Source organism: Curtobacterium sp. YR515 (genome assembly GCF_900113095.1).
Classification (GTDB): Bacteria; Actinomycetota; Actinomycetes; order Actinomycetales; family Microbacteriaceae; genus Curtobacterium.
The window spans coordinates 686,571-706,907 of sequence record NZ_FOOD01000001.1; the positions used below are offsets into that span (position 1 = coordinate 686,571).

The following is a 20,337-nucleotide window of genomic DNA, read 5'->3' on the forward strand; positions in this document are numbered from 1 at the left end:
TCTTTTGTGTCATGCAAAAGAAGGAGGTAGTGTGGTGGTCATCAAGCCGACGGCGTCGCGGTCGCCGGCCCGGTGACCGACGACCCTCGGCACGACGACGAGGAGCATCCATGCAGAACCGTCAGAACCCCCTGGGCGGCGCGTACGTGACCGGCCTCGAGAACCGTGACGAGCTCGGCGCCTACGCGGTGGACGCCGCCTGGCGACCGATCGGCACCTACACCGGAACCGGGATCGGTCGCGCGCTCGGCCGCTTCGTCGACACGCAGTCCCGTCGGCCCGGTACCGCGACGTCCTCGACGCGCACGGCCACCGGTTCGCTGCGGACCGCGACGGGCTCGTTCCGCACGGCCTGACGCCGTCCCCGTACCGCGAGTGGTCGTCCACCCGGGGTGTGCCCCTTTCTCCCCGGTGCGGACGGCCGCTCGCTCCTCGTCCACAGGCGCGCTCGTCGTCCACAGGCGCGACGTTCCTGGGCGTGCCGACCTGTGCGATGCCAGGATGGACGCATGAACGACCGCGCCGGCACCCCTGCCACTGCAGACGACCTCGTCGACCTCGACGCCCTCATCGCCGCGTACCACGAGCGCGTCCCGGACGTCTCCGTCCCCGAGCAGAAGGTCGTCTTCGGCACCTCGGGCCACCGCGGCTCCTCACTGGACTCCGCGTTCAACGACACCCACATCGCCGCGATCACGCAGGCGATCGTTGAGTACCGCACGTCGCAGGGCACCGACGGCCCGCTCTTCATCGGCCGTGACACGCACGCGCTGTCCGGCCCCGCCGAACGCACCGCGCTCGAGGTCCTCGCCGCCAACGGCGTGCACGTGCTCGCCGACAGCGAGAACGGCTACGTCCCCACCCCGGCGCTCAGCCACGCGATCATCGCGTACAACCGTGCCGGCAACGCGGACACGGCGGACGGCATCGTCATCACGCCCAGCCACAACCCGCCCCGCGACGGCGGCTTCAAGTACAACCCGCCGCACGGTGGCCCGGCCGACAGCGATGCGACGAGCTGGATCGCCGAGCGCGCGAACGCGATCATCGCCGGCGGCAACGCCGAGGTCCAGCGCACCGAACACGCCTCGCCCGACCGCTACGACTTCCTCGGCGCCTACGTCGCCGACCTCGAGAACATCATCGACATCGAGGCGATCAAGCGTGCCGGCGTGAAGATCGGCGCCGATCCGCTCGGTGGTGCGTCGCTCCCCTACTGGAACCGCATCCGCGACCACTACGGGCTCGACCTCACCGTGGTCAACCCCGACGTCGACCCCACCTGGTCGTTCATGACCCTCGACTGGGACGGCAAGATCCGGATGGACCCGTCGAGCCCGAGCGCGATGGCCTCGGTCGTCGCGCGCAAGGACGACTACGACGTCCTCACCGGCAACGACGCCGACTCCGACCGGCACGGCATCGTCACGCCCGACGGCGGCCTGATGAACCCGAACCACTACCTCGCCGTGGCGATCGAGTACCTCTACGCGCACCGTCCGGCCTGGCGCGACGACGCCGCGATCGGCAAGACCCTCGTGTCGTCGAGCATCATCGACCGCGTGGCCGAGTCCCTCGGTCGCCGCCTGTGGGAGGTCCCGGTCGGCTTCAAGTGGTTCGTCCCGGGCCTGATCGACGGTTCCGTGGCCTTCGGCGGCGAGGAATCGGCGGGCGCGTCGTTCCTCCGCAAGGACGGCACCGCGTGGACCACCGACAAGGACGGCATCATCCTGGCGCTCCTGGCGTCGGAGATCATCGCGGTCACCGGCAAGACCCCGTCGCAGCTCTACGACGAGCTGACCGAACGCTTCGGCGCCCCGGTCTACCAGCGTGTCGACGCCGCCGCGAGCAAGGAGCAGAAGGCCCGCCTGTCGAAGCTCGACGGTGACGCCATCACCGCCGAGACCCTCGCGGGCGACCCGATCACGGCGAAGCTGTCGAAGGCTCCGGGCAACGACGCGGCCGTCGGCGGCGTGAAGGTCGTCACCGACAAGGCGTGGTTCGCGGCCCGCCCGTCCGGCACCGAGGACGTCTACAAGATCTACGCCGAGAGCTTCGTCGGGCAGGAGCACCTCGAACAGGTGCAGCGCGAAGCCAAGGAGATCGTCGACGCCGCACTCGGGGCCTGAGGTCCCGCGCGGATGGGGTGGTTCGGCCGGAAGCAGGACGATCGGCACGACGAGCCCGCCCCGACGCTCGTGGTGCTCGCGCAACGAGCCCTCGCCGAGCGCGGCATGGAGACCACGGTCGAGGTGCCGGCCGGTGAGCAGGCTCGCCTGGTCGGTACCGACGGCCGGGTCTTCCTGCTCGAGAACCTCGCGGCGCAGGTGCACGGCGAGACCCCGGACGTGCAGGCCGACATGGTCGCCGAGCACTTCGACCGGATGATCCAGGCGTACAGCGAGCCGGCACCCGAGGAGCTCGGCGCCGACGAGCTGCGGCAGCGCATCCGACTGCGGATCCTGCCGGACCCCAGCGCGGACGGCGGCACGGGCCTCGGCGCCGGCCCGTCCGACCCCACCGACCTCGACTACGCCCGACCGTTCGCTCCCGGGCTGGTGCTCGGGCTGTGCGTCGACTACCCGACGATGGTGAGCACGCTGTCGGGTCCGACCCTGCCGCGGCTCGCCCTCGGCATCGACGAGCTCTTCGCCTTCGGGCAGCTGGGCACCGACGACGAACCGGTGGACGAGCACGCCGAGATCGCCCCCGGGGTGTTCATCGTCGAGGGCGAGTCCCTGTTCGTCGCGTCGAAGGCGGTCAACCTCCCGGCGCTCTTCGGCGCCGCCGGGTTCGGCACGGTGTTCGCGATCCCGCACCGGCACCTCCTGCTCGCCGTCCCGATCCGTGACGCGTCGAGCATCACCTCGGTGCAGATGCTCGCCGGCCTGGTCGTGCAGGTGCTCACGGACGGCGAGCACGGCCTGCCCGGCGGGGTGCTGAGCCCCCTGCTGTACTTCTCGCGCCACGGCCGGGTCAGCGCGGTGTCCGGCTTCGACGACGAGACGGGCGCGATGCGCATCGAGGTGGACGAGCGGTTCCAAGAAGCCCTCGAACAGGCCGCCGCAGCGTCCTGACGCACCACACGCCACGCTCGGGCGTACTGTGACGGCGTCGGGAGCGCTCACGAGGGCGTTCGACAGGCACCACCGAAACCGGTGCCGGTGCTGCCGATCCACTCAGGAACCCACTCCGGCGCGACCCTTCACCTTGCGGCAGATGTAACTTTGCAGCCAGCGCAAAGTTTCCGGGAGACCCTGCACATGACCCAGACCGCGACCGCACCCGCGGCACCCACCACCTCGTCCAACGCCGTGATGAACCACCGGCAAATCCTGCTGGTCATCTACGGCCTGATGGCGGGGATGTTCCTCGGTGCCCTCGACCAGACGATCGTCGGTACCGCGATCCGCACGATCGGCGACGACCTGCACGGCCTCGACCAGCAGGCCTGGGTGACGACCGGCTACCTCATCGCGTCGACGATCACGACGCCGATCTACGGCAAGCTGTCCGACATCTTCGGCCGGCGTCCGCTGTTCCTCACCGCGATCGGCATCTTCATCGTCGGGTCGTTCGCCGCGTCGTTCTCGACCTCGATGCTCATGCTCGCCGGGTTCCGCGCACTGCAGGGCCTCGGTGCCGGCGGTCTGATGTCCCTGCCGCTCGCCATCATGGGCGACATGCTCGCCCCGCGCGAGCGCGCCAAGTACCAGGGCTACTTCCTGGCGGTCTTCGGCATCTCGAGCGTCATCGGCCCGCTCGTCGGCGGTGTCTTCGCCGGGGCGGACCAGCTGCTGTTCATCGCCGGGTGGCGCTGGGTGTTCCTGATCAACGTGCCGATCGGCATCATCGCGCTCTTCATGGTGCTGACGTTCCTGCACCTGCCGAAGTTCGGCGACCGCGGCAAGCCCCGGATCGACTGGTGGGGCGCGACGCTCGTCATCGTGACCCTGGTGCCGCTGCTCCTCATCGCCGAGCAGGGCCGCGAGTGGGGCTGGGACTCCCCCGGCGCCTTCGCCTGCTACGCGATCGGTGCGCTCGGGCTCATCGCGTTCATCATCGTCGAACGGGCGATGGGCGACGACGCGATCCTGCCGCTGAAGCTGTTCGGCTCGCGGGTGTTCTCGATGTCGGCGATCCTGTCCGTCCTAGTCGGCTTCGGCATGTTCGGCGCCATGCTCACCATCCCGCTGTACCTGCAGATCGTGAAGGGCGTCACCCCGACCGAGTCCGGGTTCGCGATGCTCCCGATGGTGCTCGGTCTGATGATCTCGTCGATCGCCTCGGGCCAGATCATCTCGCGGACCGGCAACTACCAGGTCTTCCCGATCACCGGCACGGCGTTCACGGCCATCGGGTTCACCGTCCTGACGTTCCTCACCGCCGATCGCCCGCTCTGGTTCCTGATGCTCGGCATGTTCGGCATCGGCCTCGGGCTCGGGCAGCTCATGCAGACCCTGACCCTGGCGGCGCAGAACTCGGTCAGCCCGCGGGACATCGGCGTCGCGACGAGCGCCGCCACGTTCTTCCGCCAGATCGGCGGCACCATGGGCACCGCCGTGCTGCTGTCCGTCCTCTTCACGCTCATGCCGACGAACATCACGACGGCGATGCAGAACGAGGGCGACCTGAAGAGCGCCCTGAACGCCGCACTCACCCCGTCGGTCGCGAACGCGTCGGACAACAAGGGCGTGATGGACCAGATCTGGAACAAGATCGTCGACCCGGTGCAGCAGAACGTCCAGGACGGTCTCGACAAGGGCGCCGCCCAGGCCAAGGAGGCCGCGGACGCCGCCGTCACGAAGCAGGTCACCGCTGCCGTCCAGCAGCAGGTCGCGGCCGGGACGGTCCCCGAGGCCTCGGCGGACACGGTCATCGCCCAGCAGGTCGCCGCCGCGAAGCCCGCCGCCGAGCAGCAGGCACTCGAGACGGCCGCGTCGAAGGCGAACGCAGAGGTCGTGGACGGCACGCTGCAGGTGGACTACTCGAACGCCGACCAGCGCCAGAACGTCGTCGACGAGGTTGCTCCGACGCTCGTCAAGCAGCTCAAGAGCGGTGACTCGAGCGCGAGTTCCTCGACCAGCTCGTCGACGAGCGACACGTCGTTCCTGAACGGCGCGGACAAGCGCCTCACTCGGCCGTTCCTCGTCGGGTTCAGCGACTCCGCCGTGGTCGTCTACTACGTCGGCCTCGCCGTGATCCTGCTCGCCTTCGTGCTCACCTGGTTCTTCCGCGTGCCGCCGCTCCGCAAGGTCTCGGCACTGCAGGAGCAGGCGAACACCGAGCGCGCGGACAACGAGCGGGCGACCGCCGACGCGGACCGCCTGACCGTGGACGCCCAGCACGCAGCCGCCCGGACGGGATCGCTCGTCTCGCCGGACACCGGCTCGATGGCGGTCGTGCCGACCTCGCCGGACGTGGTCTCGCAGCCGCGCTCGGCCGGTTCCGCGGTCGGTGTCGGTGTCGGTGTCGGGCAGTCGACGACCCGGTCGGGCGGAGCAGCCGGCGGTGCCTCCACCGTCTCGCTCGACGGCACCCGCGCACCGCTGCCCGACGCGACCACGCACGGCGCGCACTCCGCCGCCGCGCCGGTCGACGAGCCGCCCACCACCACGGGCGCGATCCGTACCCGAGCCGCGCACGCCGCAACGGACGCGACCACGGACACCACCGGCGGCGACGCTGCGGAGGCGAGCCGCGCCTCCAGGCCCGACGAGCACGGGCACGGGCGTCACTCAGCCGAGTAGCGACGTGGTCAGCCCGTCGAAGCGTCCGACGGGCTGACCACGTCGAACGACGCCCCCGGCAGTCGTCGGCGCATCACGTCGACCGCGACCGGGTTGTCGTCCACGAGCACGAACCGCCGGCCGAGCGCGCGGGCCACCGCGCCTGTCGTCCCGCTGCCGGCGAAGAAGTCGAGGATCCAGTCACCCTCGCGGGAGGACGCCTGCACGATGCGGCGGAGCACGCCCTCGGGCTTCTGCGTCGGGTAGCCGGTCTTCTCCTTGCCGGTCGGGGACACGATCGTGTGCCACCACACGTCCGTCGGGAGCTTGCCGCGCTCGCGCTTCTCGGGTGTGACGAGTCCCGGCGCCATGTAGGGCTCACGGTCGACCGCCTCGGAGTCGAACCAGTACCGCGACGGGTCCTTGACGTAGACGAGGATCGTGTCGTGCTTCGTCGGCCACCGCGACCGGGACTTCGCACCGAAGTCGTACGCCCAGACGATCTCGTTGAGGAAGGACTCCCGGCCGAACAGGGCGTCGAGCAGGACCTTGGCGTAGTGCGACTCGCGGTAGTCGAGGTGGAGGTAGAGGGTGCCGTCCTCGGCGAGGAGCCGCCACGCCTCGAGCAGCCGCGGTTCGAGGAACGACCAGTAGTCCTCGAACCGGTCGTCGAAGCGCATGAGGTCGCCGCGGACGCGCTCGTAGGAGCTCCCCCGGAAGCCCGTCACCCGCTCGCGCCGGCGATCGGCAGCTGTGGCCTCGTCAACGACCGTCGGCTCGCGGACCGCGGCGCTCGCGTGCCGACGCTGGTAGCGGCCGGTGTTGAACGGCGGGTCGAGGTACACGAGCGTGAACGAGCCGTCCGCCAGGGTCGGCAGGACGTCGAGGTTGTCGCCGAGAACCACCCGGTCCGGTCCTCGATCGTCGCCGCTGTGCACGTGCACCATTCTGGTCCACGCGGCGTCCCGTCCCCGCGGAGCCGGCGGGCCGGGCTCAGCCGCAGGTCACCTGGGAGATCGTCGCGTCGTCGTCCGGCAGCCACGCGCCGCCGGCCCAGACGTCCACCGGTTCGCCCGCGCGCAGTGCCGTCGCCACCACGAGGTCGTGCGGACCGGGCAGCGTCGCGACCTCCTCGTCGACGGAGAACTGCACGGTCGCCGAGTCGCAGGACGCCTCGGGGGTGACCTCCCACCCGGCGCAGCCGTAGTCGACGCAGCCGTCCGGCCACGAGCCGTCGGCGTCCTCGGCGTCGGAGTCGAGCGGGCTCCGGGTCAGCGCCACGGCGTGCTCCGGTGCGGTGAAGCAGGTGACGTCGCGGATGCCGCCCCACTCCTCGGACCCCTGCTCGGTGAGGACGAGCGGTCGCCCGGAGGTCAGCACGACCGTGCGGGTGTCGGTGCGCACGTCGTCACCGCCCTCGGTGGCGGAGAACCCGACCGTGACCCGGGCCGGCCCGTCGCACTCGCTGTCGATCTGCCACGACCAGCAGCCGTCCGCGAAGTCGATCGCTCCGCAGGTCGCATCCCACGTCTCGTCGTCGCCGATGAACGACGCGGTGACCGTGCCGTCGTCCGAGGTCCACGGTGCCTGGTCCCCCGCGTCCGGTGCGTCCTGGTCCGGTGCGTCGTCGTCCGGGCTGCTGTCGTCCGGGACGCTGCCGTCGGGTGCGGTGTCCTGGAGTCCGTACGCGAGCGTCTGCCCGTCGCTCTGCAGCGCACGGACGACGGGGTCGACGGCCGTCGTCGCGCCGACGACGAGCACGAGCGCGGCGGCACCGGCGGTCACGGCGACGACCGTACGGGTGCGGTGGCGCAACGGCGAACGCCGCGGTGCCGCGTCCGCCGCCACGGCGAACGGCCGCACGGCGGGCAGCCCCCACGCTGCCGCCTCCCAGGCGGCCACGGCTGCGTCCTCGTCGAGCTCCGGGAACGCCGCCCGCGCCCGCGCCGGGACCTCCGTCCGCCGCCACACCGCCGCATCGTCCCGGATCGAGGCCGCGGTCCGGTCAGCGAGCTCGCCCGCCCGCGCGGAGCACACCACCAGCACCGCGATCCCGGCCACGAGCGGCAGGAGTCCGACCACGGCCAGACCACCGAGCGCCGCGACGACGATGACCGCGGCGAGCGCGAGGAGCGCCACCACGAGGCCGATCCACTGGGCGACGCGGAGGCGGCGGGCTGCGGCCGGCACGAAGGCCCGGAACGACCGCGGGACCGGGGCCCAGAAGTGCCAGCCCTCGGGTGCGGGCGGGATCCCCGGCGCTGGCGACCACCCCGGTGCGGGCTCGGCGGCCTGGTGCAGTTCCACCCACTCAGCGGAGGGTGTCGGCCACCCGGGAGGCGTCCGGAAGCGGAACGGCGGGGTCGTCTCGTGCTGCACGATCAGACCCTAGCCCGGCGTCCAGCGCGCACACAGGCCCTTCTTCGGGAGGGGCGTAGCGTCTGCTCCATGGCGACACCCGAGGTCCGGAACGACACCGACAAGCAGCAGTACTCCCTCGTCGAGGACGGTGAGGTGATCGGCTTCGCGGCGTACGAGGTCGACGGCGACGAGATCCGCTTCGTCCACACCGAGGTGGACCCCGCGCACCGCGGCGGTGGTCACGCCTCGATCCTCGTCGAGCACGCGCTGGACGACGTCCGCTCGGGGTCCTCGCGCCGGGTCGTCCCGCAGTGCAGCTACGTCGCGGCCTGGATCGAGCGGCACCCGGACTACCAGGAGCTCACGACCCGCTGACGCGGCCCGCGCGTTGCCGGCTCCCGCCAGGACGAGTCGTCAGTACGACCGGTCGTGCGTCCCGGCCCGCACCGCGTGCCGACCGGCGCTGCGCACCGCCGGCACCTTGATGAGGACACTCCCGCTGAGCAGGTCGTGATCGTCGTCCGCCGGCGTCGGTGCCTCCCTCGGGAGGCGCGACTGCCGTTCGTACTCCGCTTGCGTCTCGTGACGGGTCGGCGCGAACACCTCGTCCATCATCGAGACCACACCGCCGGATCCGCCGCTGCGCGTGGACTTGTTCGACAGGTCGATCCACCCCACGCGATCGGCGATCCACATCACGACGGCCGCGGCGGCCACCGCCCCCAGGAGGATCAACCAGTTCACGCACACGACGCTACGTCGGCGATCGGACGAGGACATCCGCCGCGCGGAGGATTCTCACGATCCACATGGCTCGTTCTTCAGGACGACACCCACACTGGTCCTGCGGCCGCCCGGAACCCCCCTCTCCGGGCGGCCGACCACGCGCGGCCGGCCAACGGGGCCGCACGCGTTCCAGCGCTGCGTGCCAGGATGGCGACGTGCTCGACGACGCAGACCGGGACCTCATGCGGGCGTTCGCCCGCTACATCGAGAAGGCGAACGAACTCGCCGCCGCGGAACAGCAGGCGGTGACCACACCGATCGGTGAACGGATCGGCGCCCACCTCGGCGTCGACCCGCAGTCGGTCCCCGTGGTCACCGAGGAGTTCCCCGACCACCGCCTCGTCGACGCCGACATCGCCCTCGAGGAGCTCGCCGGCACCGACCCCGACGCCCTCGTCGGCATCGCGGGCGACGACAGCCGGTTCCACAGCTCGGTCAGCGAGTTCATCGCGAACCCCCACATGCGGTGGGCGCCCGGCCCCGTGAGCTACGCCACCCGGGCCACCGGTGCCGACACCACCCGTCGGGTCGTGTCGTTCGGCCTCCGGTTCCTCACCTTCGACGGCGCTCCGGTCGCGGTCGTCCAGCGGTCCGCCAAACCGGAGTACGGCCGTGGCCGCGCCAGCCTCGAGATTCTCTCCCCCGACCAGGACGCCGCCACCGCGTTCCTGCTCCGCCTCCGTGCCCTGATGATCGAGCGGAGCGTCCTGCGCGGACAGGTCCTGTCGTTCGTGCAGTCCGAGTACGGGTCCGATGCCGGAGCGACGTTCCTCCGCCGGCCCGAGGTCGACGCCGACGACGTCGTCCTCGGCGCGGGCGTGCTCGACGAGGTGGTCGACCACGTCGTGGGGATCGGCGAGCAGCGTGCGGCGCTCCTCGCGGCCGGACAGCACCTCAAGCGCGGTGTGCTCCTCTACGGCCCTCCCGGGACGGGCAAGACGCTCACGATCCGGCACCTCCTCACCCGGACGACCGGGGTCACCGCGATCCTGCTCACCGGCTCGAGCATCGCGGCGATCGGAGCCGCGGCCGAGATCGCCCGGACGTTCCAGCCGTCACTCGTCGTGATGGAGGACATCGACCTCGTCGCGATGGAACGCCACAGCTCCCCGCAGCCGCTGCTGTTCGAGGTGCTCGACGCGCTCGACGGGCTCGACGGCGACGCGGACGTCGCCTTCGTGATGACCACGAACCGGGTGTCCGTGCTCGAACGCGCCCTCGCGGACCGTCCCGGCCGGGTCGACCTCGCCGTGGAGATCCCGCTCCCCGCCCTGCCCGAGCGCGTCCGGCTCTTCCGCCGGTACGCCGGCTCGCTGCCCTTCTCCGAGGCCGCCCTCGCCGAGGCGGCCGAGCGTGCCGAGGGCACGACGGGCTCCTTCGCCAAGGAGCTCATGCGGCGGAGCGTCCTCGGTGCGGCCCTGCGCGGTGCCGAGCCCGCGGACGTCGACCTGCGTGCAGCGCTCGACTCGCTGCTCACCGAGCGGAGCGCCCTGACCCGGAAGCTGCTCGGCACCCGCTCCGCCGACGACACCGGCGAGCCCGACGAGCCCGACGACATCGACGAGGAGGACGACGCCGAGCACGAGGTCACCTTCAGTGGCTCGTACGTCGCGCCCGTGAACCAGGCCTTCCTCCGCCCGGGCCGGTCGTCGGGAGGCATCGACCTCGTCCTCCGCGCCCCCGCCGACGACGACGACACCGACGAGGACGAGGACGATCAGCCCAGTTCGTAGGTCCGCTGTTCGGCCTCGAACCCCTTCGGCACGACGCCCACGTACCAGTACGTCACCACGTCACCCCGTCGGACCGCCTCCGGCGCATCGCTGAGCGGTCGCGCCCGGAGCGTCAGTCCGCCGGGCTCCGGCACGGTGATCGACATCCGCGTCGTGGCCCCGCACGGAGCGTCCGTCCGCCCGAGCACGTCCGCGACGTCGGCTCCGGCCGTCGCGCGGAAGTACTCGCCGTCGACACCGTTGCACGCGAGCAGCAGGTCCCAGTCGCCGGCCGGGACGTTCTCGAGGGTCACCATGCCCTCGCCGGAACCCCCGGCCCCACCGCGACCGTGCTCGGGGTCGGTGATCGCTGTCTCCATCAGCGACGTCCACCGCTGCAGCCCGGACTGTGCGTCGCTCGAGGCGTCGTCCGGCGCACCGTCCGAGCACCCCGCGAGGGCGGTCGCGACGAGGCCGACTCCGACGAGTACCGACAACGGACGGGGTGATCTGCGCACCTGCCGACCCTAGGGGGTGCCGTGCGTGGTCGACAGCCGCCCGATCAGGGGACGCGCTCGAGCCACTCCCGCGTCGCGAACTTCGACGCCACGAGCTCCTGCGCCCGCCGCCGCTCGTCCGCGGTCACGTGCCCCTCGTGCGCCCCGTACAGCTTCGTGAAGGTCGCGATGAGCCGGTCGATGATCTCCGCACGGGTGAGGCCGGTCTGCGAGCGCAGCGGATCGACGCGCTTCGCAGCCGAGGTCGTCCCCTTGTCGCTCATCTTCTCGCGACCGATGCGGAGCACCTGCACCATCTTCTCGCCGTCCATGTCGTAGCTCATGGTGGCGTGGTGCAGCAGCGATCCGGTGCCGAGCCGCTTCTGTGCTGCGCCGCCGATCTTGCCCTTGGTCGACGAGATGTCGTTGAGCGGCTGGTAGTAGGCCTCGATGCCGAGGGACTTCAGCGCCTCGATCACCCACTCGTCGAGGTACGCGTACGAGTCGGCGAAGGTCATGCCCTGCACGAGGTCGGTCGGCACGTACAGCGAGTACGAGATGATCGCGCCCGCGTCCATGAACATCGCGCCGCCGCCGGAGATCCGACGGACGACCTCGACGCCGTACTTCGCGGCACCCTCGGGGTCGACCTCGTTCTTGAGGGACTGGAACGACCCGATGACGACCGCCGGCTGGTCCCACTCCCAGATGCGGAGGGTCGGGCCGCGGCGTCCGGCGCCGACTTCTTCCGTGAGGACCTGGTCGAGCGCGAGGTGCTCGTTCGGGCTGATCGGCCCCTCGTGGATGATCTCCCAGTCGTACTCACGCCAGGTCGACGCGCGCGACAGGGCACGGCGGACGGCGACCCCGACGGACTCGGGCGTGAACCCGAGCAGGACGGCGTCCTCCGGCAGGGCGGCACGGACGGCGGCGGCGATGCCCGCGGCATCGGTCGTGGCCGGCAGCCCGTCCACGGCGGCGTCGATGAGCGGCAGCGCGTCGTCCGGTTCGAGGAAGAAGTCCCCGGCGAGCCGGAACTGGTCGATCACCCCGTCGACGACCTCGAGGTCGACGACGACCAGCTTGCCTCCCGGGACCTTGTACTCACCGTGCACACCACGAGCCTACGCCGCGTCGGACGGGAGGCGCGGGGCGGCGCCGCCCCGCGCCTCCTGGCCGTCAGCCGGTACCGTCTCAGGACGTGCGCGCGACCGCCCGGTCCAGCCACGCGACCAGGTCCGCGACGACCTCGTCGCGGTTGGTCTCGTTGTAGACCTCGTGCCGCGCCCCCTCGTACACCCGCACGGTGACGTCGGAGAGCCCACCGCGCCGCCGGTACGCCTGCGCGAGGCGCTCGACCGACCGCGGGCCGCCGAGCGAGTCCTCGGAGCCGACCTGCAGCAGCATCGGCAGGTCGTGCGCGATGCCCCGACGCGGGACCCCGAGCAGCCGGAGGGCGTCCCGCAGCCCGAAGAGGCCGATGACGTCCGCTTCGACCGCGAGCGGGTCGGCCGCGACGGCCTCGATGACCGCCCGGTCCCGGGTGAGCCACTCGAACTTCGTCGGCCCCGAGCCCGCGTGCCGGGCGTTCAGGTCGCCGCTGTTCATCCACCCCGGCAACCGGTACGCGCTCGCGGAGAGGACGACCCCGTCGTAGGAGCCGGACGACGTGTTCACGATCCGCTGGGCCATGAGCGAGCCCCACGAGTGGCCGAGCAGCACGAGCGGGACGCCGGGGGTGTCCTCGCGCGCGACGGCGCTCATCTGCTCGACGGCCGCGATCGCGGCCCGCAGGCCGCCGGGGCCGAGCCGTCCGAGCTTGGCGTGGTCGCCGTCCCACTGCGCGAGGCCGGTCCGACCGTGCCCGCGGTGGTCGTTCGCGTGCACGGTCCAGCCCGCGCGGACGAGATCCTGCGCGAGCGGCTCGTACCGGAGCCCGTGCTCGCCGACCCCGTGCGCGATCTGCACGATGCCCTTCGGACGCGCCGCACGCCAGGTCGAGTAGACGATCTCGACGCCGTGCGCGTCGGTGAACGAGGCGTCGCCTCGCGCTGCGGAGAAGGTGGGCACGTGAGCATCCTCGCAGACGGGTCGGACGCAGCCAGGTGGCCGCCGGTGTTCACCCGGCGTTCACGCAGCGGGTTCGGAGCAGGCCTAGCGTCTCGCGCATGGACGTCCTCGTCACCGTCGTGCTGGTGATCGTGGTGGCCCTCGTGTTCGACTTCACGAACGGCTTCCACGACACCGCGAACGCCATGGCCACCTCGGTCGCCACGGGTGCCCTCAAGCCCCGCACCGCCGTGCTCATCTCCGCCGTCCTCAACGTGGTCGGCGCGTTCCTGTCCACCGAGGTCGCGAAGACCGTCTCGCAGGGCATCATCCGCGAGGGGCAGGACGGCATCCACATCTCGCCGACCATGATCTTCGCGGGACTCGTCGGCGCCGTCCTCTGGAACCTCGCCACGTGGTACTTCGGCCTCCCGTCGTCCTCGACGCACGCGCTGTTCGGCGGGCTCATCGGTGCGTCGATCATCGGCGCAGGCCTGAACTCGGTCGACTGGGCGACGGTCGTCTCGAAGGTCGTCCTGCCGGCCCTGCTCTCCCCCGTCATCGCGGGTGTCATCGCCCTCGTCGCGACGTACATCGCCTACACGCTGACGAAGAACGCGACCACCCACGGTGCGGCGACGGGCTTCCGGCACGGCCAGACGATCTCGGCGTCGCTCGTGTCGCTCGCCCACGGGACGAACGACGCGCAGAAGACGATGGGCGTCATCACGCTCACCCTCATCGCCGCGAATTACCAGTCCGCCGGCACCGGACCGGCGCTCTGGGTGATCCTGGCGTGCGGCCTCGCGATCGGCCTCGGCACCTACATGGGCGGCTGGCGGATCATGCAGACCGTCGGCAAGAAGATCTCCGACGTGCAGTCCCCGCAGGGCTTCGCGGCGGAGACCAGCTCGGCGGCGACGATCCTCGTGTCCTCGCACCTCGGCTTCGCGCTCTCGACCACCCACGTCACGAGCGGCTCGGTGATCGGCTCCGGCCTCGGCAAGAAGCTCGCCGACGTGCACTGGTCGGTCGTCGGTCGCATCGTCGTCGCGTGGGTGATCACGCTGCCCGCGGCCGCGGTCGTCGGTGCCCTCGCCACCTGGGTCGCGTCGACGTCGACCATCGGGCTCGTCCTGGTCGCGGTGCTCGCCCTGGCCGCAGGCCTCACGTTCTACGCCCTCGCCAAGCGGCGCCCGGTCTCGCACGAGGACATCACCGCGGACGAGGCCGAGCGCGAGCCGGTCGCGGCCCGGAACTGAAGGGGACGACGATGGACATCGACTTCACCAGCATCGGCACCGTCGCGGGGGTCGGCTTCGTGGCCGCGGTCGGCGTGGTGCTCCTCTACACGCTCGGGCTGCGGCTGCTCGGCACCGGCCAACCGGTCGACGCCGGGGGCGAGCACACCCAGTACGCGCAGGAGACCCCGCGGTCCGGCCACACGCCCCCGCTCGCGCTGGCGGGTGCCGGGCTGTGCTTCGCGGTCTGCATCGCTGCCGTGCTCTTCGGCATCTGGATGACGATCCCGCAGTTCCACTGAGCGCCGCGCGGGCGCGCGGGCGCGCGGGCGCCCGCTTGGTGAGCAGAAATGGTCGGGTCCGCACGCCGGACCCGACCATTTCTGCTCACCATGCGGCGCCGGCGCCCGCGCCGGCGCCCAGGCCCGCGCGCGGACGCAGCGCCTCAGTGAGCGCTGTAGCCGCCGTCGACCAGGTGGTAGCTGCCGCTGATGAAGGACGCCTTGTCGCTGAGCAGGAACAGCACCAGGGCCGCGACCTCGGCATCGGTGCCGAGGCGCTTCGCCGCGTGCTCCGCCTCGAGCGCGGTGAGCGCCTCGGGCGAGAGCGACGCGCGCACGAGCGGCGTGTCGATGAAGCCCGGTCCGACCGCGTTCGTCCGGACGCCCTGCGCCGTGTACTCGAGGGCGGCGACCTTCGTGAGGCCGACCAGCGCGTGCTTCGACGCCACGTAGGCGGCGTTCTGCGCGATGCCGACCGAGCCGAGCACCGACGACATGTTCACGATCGCGCCACCGCCGGCGGCGACCATCGCGGGGATCTCGTAGCGGAGGCCGTAGAACACCCCGTCGAGGTCCACCGCACGCACGCGGTCCCACGCGGCGACGTCGTACTCGCCGATGGGCTGCGGTGCGGCGCCGATGCCGGCGTTGTTCACGGCGAGGTGCAGGGCTCCGTAGGTGTCCACGGCGAACTGCACCATGCGCTCGTTGTCGGCGGCGACGGCCGAGTTGGCCTCGAACGCACTCGCCGTCCCGCCGGCTTCCTCGATCGACGTCACGACCCGCTGTGCGGCGTCGAGTTTGATGTCGGTGACGACGACCGTCGCGCCCGCAGCGGCGAGCTCCTTCGCGACGGCCTCGCCGATACCGCTGCCGCCACCGGTGACGATGGCGACCTTGCCCTCGAACTCGGACATGATTCCTTCTCTCTGGACAACACCTGTTGTTCAACAGTACGATACACCTGAAAACCAGTTCGTTCGCTGAACTAATTTGCTAGGCTAACGACCTGTGACCGACGCCACCGACCTCCGCATCGCGGTGAACCGCCTCTCCCGCACGCTCCGTGCGCAGAAGGCCGACACCACCGTCAGCGATGCCCAGTTCTCCGCGCTCGCCCGACTGCACCGCGACGGCCCGATGACCCTCGCCGAACTCAGCCGGCAGGACGGCGTCACCCCACCGTCGATGACGAAGACGATCGCCGTCCTCGTCGAGCGCGGCCTCGTCTCGAAGGGCGACCACGGCGACGACCGCCGCAAGGTCCTGCTCGGGGCGACCGGCGCCGGTGCCGCGTTCGTCGAGGAGACCCGTCGTCGTCGGGACGGCTGGCTCACCCCGCGGCTCGCCGAGCTCACCGACGCAGAACGGCGGACCCTCGCGGACGCCACCGAGATCATGAGGAGGCTGGCCCAGCAGTGACCGCCATGTTCCGCTCCCTGTCCGGCCGCAACTACCGCATCTGGTTCGCCGGCGCCCTGGTGTCCAACGTCGGCACCTGGATGCAGCGCACCGCCCAGGACTGGATCGTCCTGACGAAGCTGTCCGACAACGACGCCATCGCGGTCGGCATCACGATGGCCCTGCAGTTCGGTCCGCAGCTGCTCCTCCTGCCCCTGACCGGGCTCGCCGCCGACCGGTTCGACCGGCGCAAGATGCTCATGCTGACGCAGGGGCTGATGGGCGCCCTCGGCCTGGGGCTCGGCATCATGGTGCTGACCGACACCGCCACGATCTGGTCGCTCTACGGGTTCGCCCTCGCGCTCGGCATCGTCGCCGCGTTCGACACCCCGATCCGCCAGGCCTTCGTGTCCGACGTCGTGCAGGGCGAGAACGTCGCCAACGCCGTGGCGCTCAACTCGGCCTCCTTCAACGCCGCCAGGCTGATCGGCCCCGCGGTCGCCGGTGTGCTCATCGCGGCGATCGGCTCCGGCTGGGTGTTCGTCATCAACGCCGCCTCGTTCCTGGCCGTGCTCATCGCGCTCCGCTTCGTCGACCCCGCACAGCTCGCCGAGCGGATCCGACCGAAGCGCGGCAAGGGGCAGATCCTCGCGGGCTTCCAGTACGTGCGGACGCGGCCGGACATCATCGTCGTGCTCTGCATGATCTTCGTCGTCGGGACCTTCGGCGTGAACTTCCCGATCTTCACCTCGACCATGGCCCGCGTCGAGTTCCACAAGGGGGCGGGCGAGTTCGGCCTGCTCAACTCGGTCATGGCGATCGGTTCGGTCGCCGGCGCCCTGCTCTCCGCACGCCGCGACCGCCCGCGGATGCGCACGCTCGTCGTCGCCTCCGCCGGGTTCGGCCTGGCCTGCGTCGCGGCCGCCGTCGCTCCGACGTACTGGTCGTTCGCGATCGTCCTGGTCTTCGTCGGGCTCGCGTCGCTGACGTTCATGACGACCGCGAACGCCCTCGTCCAGACCACCACGAAGCCCGCGATGCGCGGACGGGTGATGGCCCTCTACATGGCGATCTTCGCGGGCGGCACCCCCATCGGCGCCCCCATCGTCGGCGCCGTCGCCGACGCGTGGGGTCCACGCTGGGCCATCGCCGTCGGCGCGGCATCGGGGTTCGTGGCCCTGGCGATCGCGCTCGTGTGGCTCATCCGGTACGAGCGCTTCCGGGTGCGGTACGACGCGGACACCCGGCTGCACCTGGCGATCACGCACGCGGTGCCGGTCGTGGGGACCCGCGCGTCGCGCGCGGCGCTGCGGCAGGACCTGGAGCGCGACGAGGCGGTCGCGGACCGGTCCAGCGCGGTCTGACGTGACCGCCTGACGGACGGGAGGCGCGGGTCGGCCCCGCACCGCGCCTCCCGTCCGTCGTCACGTCCGTCCAGGGCACGGTCCGGCACACGGGTCCGGGCGCGGCTCAGCGCGCGGGTTCGGGCGCGGCTCAGCGCGCGGGTTCGGGCGCGGCGAAGACGCGTTCGTCGAGGGCCTGCACCACCAGGTCCGCCGCCGCCGCGAGCCGCTCCCCCGCGGCGCGGGCTGCCAGCACCGCGCCGTCGTCGGACACCGACTCGAGGCCCGCTCGGGTGTCCGCGAACGCACGCACCTCGTCGGCGATGCACGACGGCGCCACGTCGGCGAGGCACTCGTCCGCCCGCCGCGCGAGGAACCGCAGCGACCGCGGACTGTGCTCGTCCAGGAGCAGGAACGCCGCGGCGTCCTCCGGCCCGGGCGTGTGGTGGTCGCGGCCGCGCTGGAACGCCTCGCCGGCGCCGCACGCCCGGAGCGCCGTCGTCCAGGACGCGCCCGACTCCGGGTCGAGCAACCCCGACGCGAGCAGTCGCGCCGTGGCCGAACACCGCTGCAGCGCACGGCCGAGCGTGAAGAACTCCCAGACCTCGTCGTGGCTCGCATCGGCCTCGACGACCCCGATCGCCAGGGCGCTGCGCTCCCGCACCCACGCCAGGAACTCGTGGGCGCGATCAGGTGCGACCTTGCGGGGCATCCGCGACCGGGTGACGTTGAGGCAGTCCCACAGTTCGGTGGAGACGACCTCACGGGCACGCCGGGCGTTGTCCCGCGCGACCGCGACGGCCGACGCGATGGACGCCGGTTCATGCCGGTCGAGGGCGAGGGAGTCGATCGTCGAGGCCCGGTCCGGGTCGTTCGCCGGTCCCGCGGCCCCCACGACCGCCCGGAGCTCGGCGGCGACCGCCCGGTCGTGCTCGGCCCCGGCGGGCTCACCGCGGGCGACGTACACGTCGAGCATGCGCGCGACGACCTCGGCCCGTTCCACGGCGCTCCCGACGTGGAACACGCTCCCCGCGAGTCGGCTCAGCACGTCGGCTCCTGCATGCCGTGAACCTACTGACCGGGGATTGCGAGGGTGTTTCGTCGCCGCGTCACGGGTGTTGCGGCTCGGCGCGGACCCCGCTGGTGCGCCCGTGTGCCGGGTCCGATCCTGGACGTCCGGCGTGCGTCCCCGGTCCACTCTCCGCGCTCGCTAGACAATCTAACTAGAGCGTCTAGCATTGTGACCATGAGTACCGAGGTGACGACGAGCGCCGCGGGGTTCTGGTACGGCGAGGATTCCCGGGTCGACGCGGTGGACGTGCTGAACGCACTCCGCAGGTACCGGAGCGCCGAGAGCGCAGCACAGCGACGCGCGCGTGAGGCACTGGGCATCGGTGAGAACGCCCTGCTCGCCCTCCGTGCACTCCTCGACGCGGAAGAGGCCGGCCGTACGGTCAACGCGAAGGACCTCGCCGAACACCTCGACATCACCCCGGCGTCGACGTCGGCACTCGTCGACCGGCTCGTCCGGAGCGGGCACGTCGAACGCCACCCGGACCCGAACGACCGTCGCGGCGTCATCCTGACCGCGTCCGGTGGCTCGATGCGCCAGGTGCTCCGGGTGATCGACCAGCTCGACTCCCGCGCGGTCGAGGCGACCGAGCACCTGTCGACCGACGACATGGCCGTCATCGTGTCGTTCCTCGACGAGATGGTCCGCGTCGTGGACGGCGTCGACGTCGCCGGTCGTGGGCACCGCGTCAGCCGGTCCGCGTAGCCTGCTGGCATGGCAGACACGGGCACCGACGGCACCGCGACGCCCGCGCCGCACGACCCCGAGGACGACATGCCCGTGGCGGAGCTCGACGCCCGGGCCCGCGCGGACGCCGCACTCCGTCGGATCCAGGCCGGGGCCGATCCCGCGCGCGAGGCGTTCGACCTCGCCAACACGATGAACGACGAGACCGTGGGGCGCCTGACGAACGCGCTCCGACGGTTCCTCGGACGGGACGGGCGCCGCACGGCCCGGCGTGACGACCTGCGCTAGAACGCCGTGCCGACGGCCGCGATGTCGTCGCCGCCGTGTCCCGCAGCGCTGGCGTCGGCGTAGACCCGGCCCAGTGCGTCGAGCAGGACCGTCGACACCCCCGTGCTGCGCGCGGCGTCGGTGATGAGGCCGATGTCCTTCCGGAGACCGTCGAGCGCGAACTGCGCCGGGAACGACCCCTCGATGATCGACTTGCCCTTGGTGTGCGCGTAGGCCGAGTCGCTGGCGCTGCCGTCGATCGCCTCGAGGAAGAGCGCCGGGTCCAGCCCGAGCGACTTCGCGACCGCGAGCGACTGCCCGGTCGCGGCCGTGATCGACGCGATCCAGGCGTTCGCCGCGAGCTTGAGCGCGGTCCCGGCACCGACCTGGTCCCCCGCACGCACGGTCTTCGCGCCGATCGCGTCGAGCACCGGGTCGATGCGGTCGAGCACGTCCGCGGGTCCGGCGGCGAGCATCGTCAGCGTGCCCTGCTCGGCGGGTGCCTTCGTGCCGAGCATCATCGCCTCGACGAGGGTGATCCCGTACTTCGCGGCGAGCTGCACGACGGTCTCGGTGCCGGCGACGCCGATCGTGGAGCACTGCACCCACACGGCGTCGGTCGGGGCGTCGCCCGCGGAGGCCTCGAGGACGTCCACCACCGCGTCCGTGTCGAAGAGCGTGAGCAGCACGACCTCGGCATCGGCCACCGCTGCGCCGGGGTCGTCCGCCACGGTCGCACCCTGCTCACCCAGCGGAGCGGCCTTGTCGGCGCTCCGGTTCCACACGGTCACCGTGTGGCCCTCGCGGAGCAGCGACCCAGCCACCCCGGCACCCATCGCCCCGGTCCCCAGTACCGTCACCCGCACGCGCGTCTCCGTCCCTGCGCCGCACCGTGCGGTCGCCCGTTCGAC

General features: G+C 71.6%; 21 protein-coding genes. 12 read left to right on the plus strand and 9 right to left on the minus strand.

The annotated features are described in order from the left end of the window. Nucleotides 1–110 precede the first annotated feature (110 nt). The 4 genes from BM028_RS03250 to BM028_RS03265 all read left to right on the plus strand — a co-directional run bounded on the left by BM028_RS03250 (nucleotide 111) and on the right by BM028_RS03265 (nucleotide 5,750). Complete coding sequence (locus tag BM028_RS03250; RefSeq protein WP_071295066.1) at nucleotides 111–356, plus strand: hypothetical protein; 246 nt, start codon at nucleotides 111–113, stop codon at nucleotides 354–356. Nucleotides 357–509: 153 nt separating this feature from the next. Next, a complete protein-coding gene (pgm, locus tag BM028_RS03255; protein WP_092384508.1) occupies nucleotides 510–2,129 on the plus strand; it encodes a phosphoglucomutase (alpha-D-glucose-1,6-bisphosphate-dependent) in 1,620 nt (539 codons plus the stop codon). Nucleotides 2,130–2,141: 12 nt separating this feature from the next. Next, nucleotides 2,142–3,077: a hypothetical protein gene (locus tag BM028_RS03260; RefSeq protein WP_092384510.1), complete on the plus strand. Its 936-nt coding sequence runs from the start codon at nucleotides 2,142–2,144 to the stop codon at nucleotides 3,075–3,077. 186 nt (nucleotides 3,078–3,263) lie between these two features. Further along, nucleotides 3,264–5,750: an MDR family MFS transporter gene (locus BM028_RS03265; RefSeq protein WP_092384512.1), complete on the plus strand. Its 2,487-nt coding sequence runs from the start codon at nucleotides 3,264–3,266 to the stop codon at nucleotides 5,748–5,750. Nucleotides 5,751–5,758: 8 nt separating this feature from the next. Here the strand turns inward: BM028_RS03265 and BM028_RS03270 are convergent, their stop codons facing one another. Then, a complete protein-coding gene (locus tag BM028_RS03270) occupies nucleotides 5,759–6,676 on the minus strand; it encodes a DNA-methyltransferase (RefSeq protein ID WP_092384514.1) in 918 nt (305 codons plus the stop codon). 46 nt (nucleotides 6,677–6,722) lie between these two features. Then, entirely contained in the window at nucleotides 6,723–8,108 is a 1,386-nt protein-coding gene (locus BM028_RS03275) for a hypothetical protein (protein ID WP_139219735.1), read from the minus strand. A 69-nt stretch (nucleotides 8,109–8,177) separates the two neighbouring features. On the opposite strand from BM028_RS03275, the gene BM028_RS03280 reads away from it, so the two are divergent. Beyond that, complete coding sequence (locus BM028_RS03280; protein ID WP_070416961.1) at nucleotides 8,178–8,465, plus strand: GNAT family N-acetyltransferase; 288 nt, start codon at nucleotides 8,178–8,180, stop codon at nucleotides 8,463–8,465. 39 nt (nucleotides 8,466–8,504) lie between these two features. Here the strand turns inward: BM028_RS03280 and BM028_RS03285 are convergent, their stop codons facing one another. Beyond that, on the minus strand, nucleotides 8,505–8,834 hold the full coding sequence (locus tag BM028_RS03285) for a hypothetical protein (RefSeq protein WP_139219736.1): 330 nt from the start codon (nucleotides 8,832–8,834) through the stop codon (nucleotides 8,505–8,507). A 197-nt stretch (nucleotides 8,835–9,031) separates the two neighbouring features. Here BM028_RS03285 and BM028_RS03290 point away from each other — a divergent pair, with 197 nt between their 5' ends. Further along, entirely contained in the window at nucleotides 9,032–10,609 is a 1,578-nt protein-coding gene (locus BM028_RS03290; RefSeq protein WP_175495973.1) for an AAA family ATPase, read from the plus strand. Here the strand turns inward: BM028_RS03290 and BM028_RS03295 are convergent. From BM028_RS03295 to BM028_RS03305, 3 genes are all read right to left on the minus strand, one after another. Beyond that, nucleotides 10,594–11,106 (minus strand): hypothetical protein, encoded by a 513-nt coding sequence (locus tag BM028_RS03295; RefSeq protein WP_139219737.1) that lies wholly within the window; start codon nucleotides 11,104–11,106, stop codon nucleotides 10,594–10,596. The genes BM028_RS03290 and BM028_RS03295 overlap by 16 nt on opposite strands. A gap of 44 nt (nucleotides 11,107–11,150) precedes the next feature. Next, nucleotides 11,151–12,200 carry a lipoate-protein ligase LplAB gene (locus BM028_RS03300; protein WP_070416964.1) on the minus strand — a complete coding sequence of 350 codons (1,050 nt, stop codon included), beginning with the start codon at nucleotides 12,198–12,200 and terminating at the stop codon, nucleotides 11,151–11,153. Between the two features lie 79 nt (nucleotides 12,201–12,279). Continuing rightward, nucleotides 12,280–13,155, minus strand: coding sequence for an alpha/beta fold hydrolase (locus BM028_RS03305; RefSeq protein ID WP_071295057.1), 876 nt, complete (start codon nucleotides 13,153–13,155; stop codon nucleotides 12,280–12,282). Between the two features lie 98 nt (nucleotides 13,156–13,253). Here BM028_RS03305 and BM028_RS03310 point away from each other — a divergent pair, with 98 nt between their 5' ends. Both BM028_RS03310 and BM028_RS03315 read left to right on the plus strand, forming a co-directional pair. Further along, on the plus strand, nucleotides 13,254–14,396 hold the full coding sequence (locus BM028_RS03310; protein WP_092384522.1) for an inorganic phosphate transporter: 1,143 nt from the start codon (nucleotides 13,254–13,256) through the stop codon (nucleotides 14,394–14,396). An 11-nt stretch (nucleotides 14,397–14,407) separates the two neighbouring features. Further along, the gene (locus BM028_RS03315) at nucleotides 14,408–14,677 is read left to right on the plus strand and encodes a hypothetical protein (protein ID WP_071303526.1); all 270 of its coding nucleotides are present in this window, start codon (nucleotides 14,408–14,410) and stop codon (nucleotides 14,675–14,677) included. A gap of 143 nt (nucleotides 14,678–14,820) precedes the next feature. Here BM028_RS03315 and BM028_RS03320 read toward each other — a convergent pair whose 3' ends face one another. Further along, on the minus strand, nucleotides 14,821–15,573 hold the full coding sequence (locus BM028_RS03320) for an SDR family NAD(P)-dependent oxidoreductase (RefSeq protein ID WP_092384524.1): 753 nt from the start codon (nucleotides 15,571–15,573) through the stop codon (nucleotides 14,821–14,823). 94 nt (nucleotides 15,574–15,667) lie between these two features. On the opposite strand from BM028_RS03320, the gene BM028_RS03325 reads away from it, so the two are divergent. Both BM028_RS03325 and BM028_RS03330 read left to right on the plus strand, forming a co-directional pair. Beyond that, nucleotides 15,668–16,078 carry a MarR family winged helix-turn-helix transcriptional regulator gene (locus BM028_RS03325; protein WP_070416969.1) on the plus strand — a complete coding sequence of 137 codons (411 nt, stop codon included), beginning with the start codon at nucleotides 15,668–15,670 and terminating at the stop codon, nucleotides 16,076–16,078. A 5-nt stretch (nucleotides 16,079–16,083) separates the two neighbouring features. Next, a complete protein-coding gene (locus BM028_RS03330; RefSeq protein ID WP_070419235.1) occupies nucleotides 16,084–17,421 on the plus strand; it encodes an MFS transporter in 1,338 nt (445 codons plus the stop codon). Nucleotides 17,422–17,551: 130 nt separating this feature from the next. On the opposite strand, the gene BM028_RS03335 is transcribed toward BM028_RS03330, so the two are convergent. Next, entirely contained in the window at nucleotides 17,552–18,448 is an 897-nt protein-coding gene (locus BM028_RS03335; protein ID WP_175495974.1) for an alpha-E domain-containing protein, read from the minus strand. Between the two features lie 198 nt (nucleotides 18,449–18,646). Here BM028_RS03335 and BM028_RS03340 point away from each other — a divergent pair, with 198 nt between their 5' ends. Further along, the gene (locus BM028_RS03340; protein ID WP_070419236.1) at nucleotides 18,647–19,177 is read left to right on the plus strand and encodes a MarR family winged helix-turn-helix transcriptional regulator; all 531 of its coding nucleotides are present in this window, start codon (nucleotides 18,647–18,649) and stop codon (nucleotides 19,175–19,177) included. 9 nt (nucleotides 19,178–19,186) lie between these two features. Beyond that, entirely contained in the window at nucleotides 19,187–19,447 is a 261-nt protein-coding gene (locus BM028_RS03345; protein ID WP_071303522.1) for a hypothetical protein, read from the plus strand. On the opposite strand, the gene BM028_RS03350 is transcribed toward BM028_RS03345, so the two are convergent. Next, nucleotides 19,444–20,292 carry an NAD(P)-dependent oxidoreductase gene (locus BM028_RS03350; protein WP_254789372.1) on the minus strand — a complete coding sequence of 283 codons (849 nt, stop codon included), beginning with the start codon at nucleotides 20,290–20,292 and terminating at the stop codon, nucleotides 19,444–19,446. The genes BM028_RS03345 and BM028_RS03350 overlap by 4 nt on opposite strands. Nucleotides 20,293–20,337: the final 45 nt, after the last annotated feature.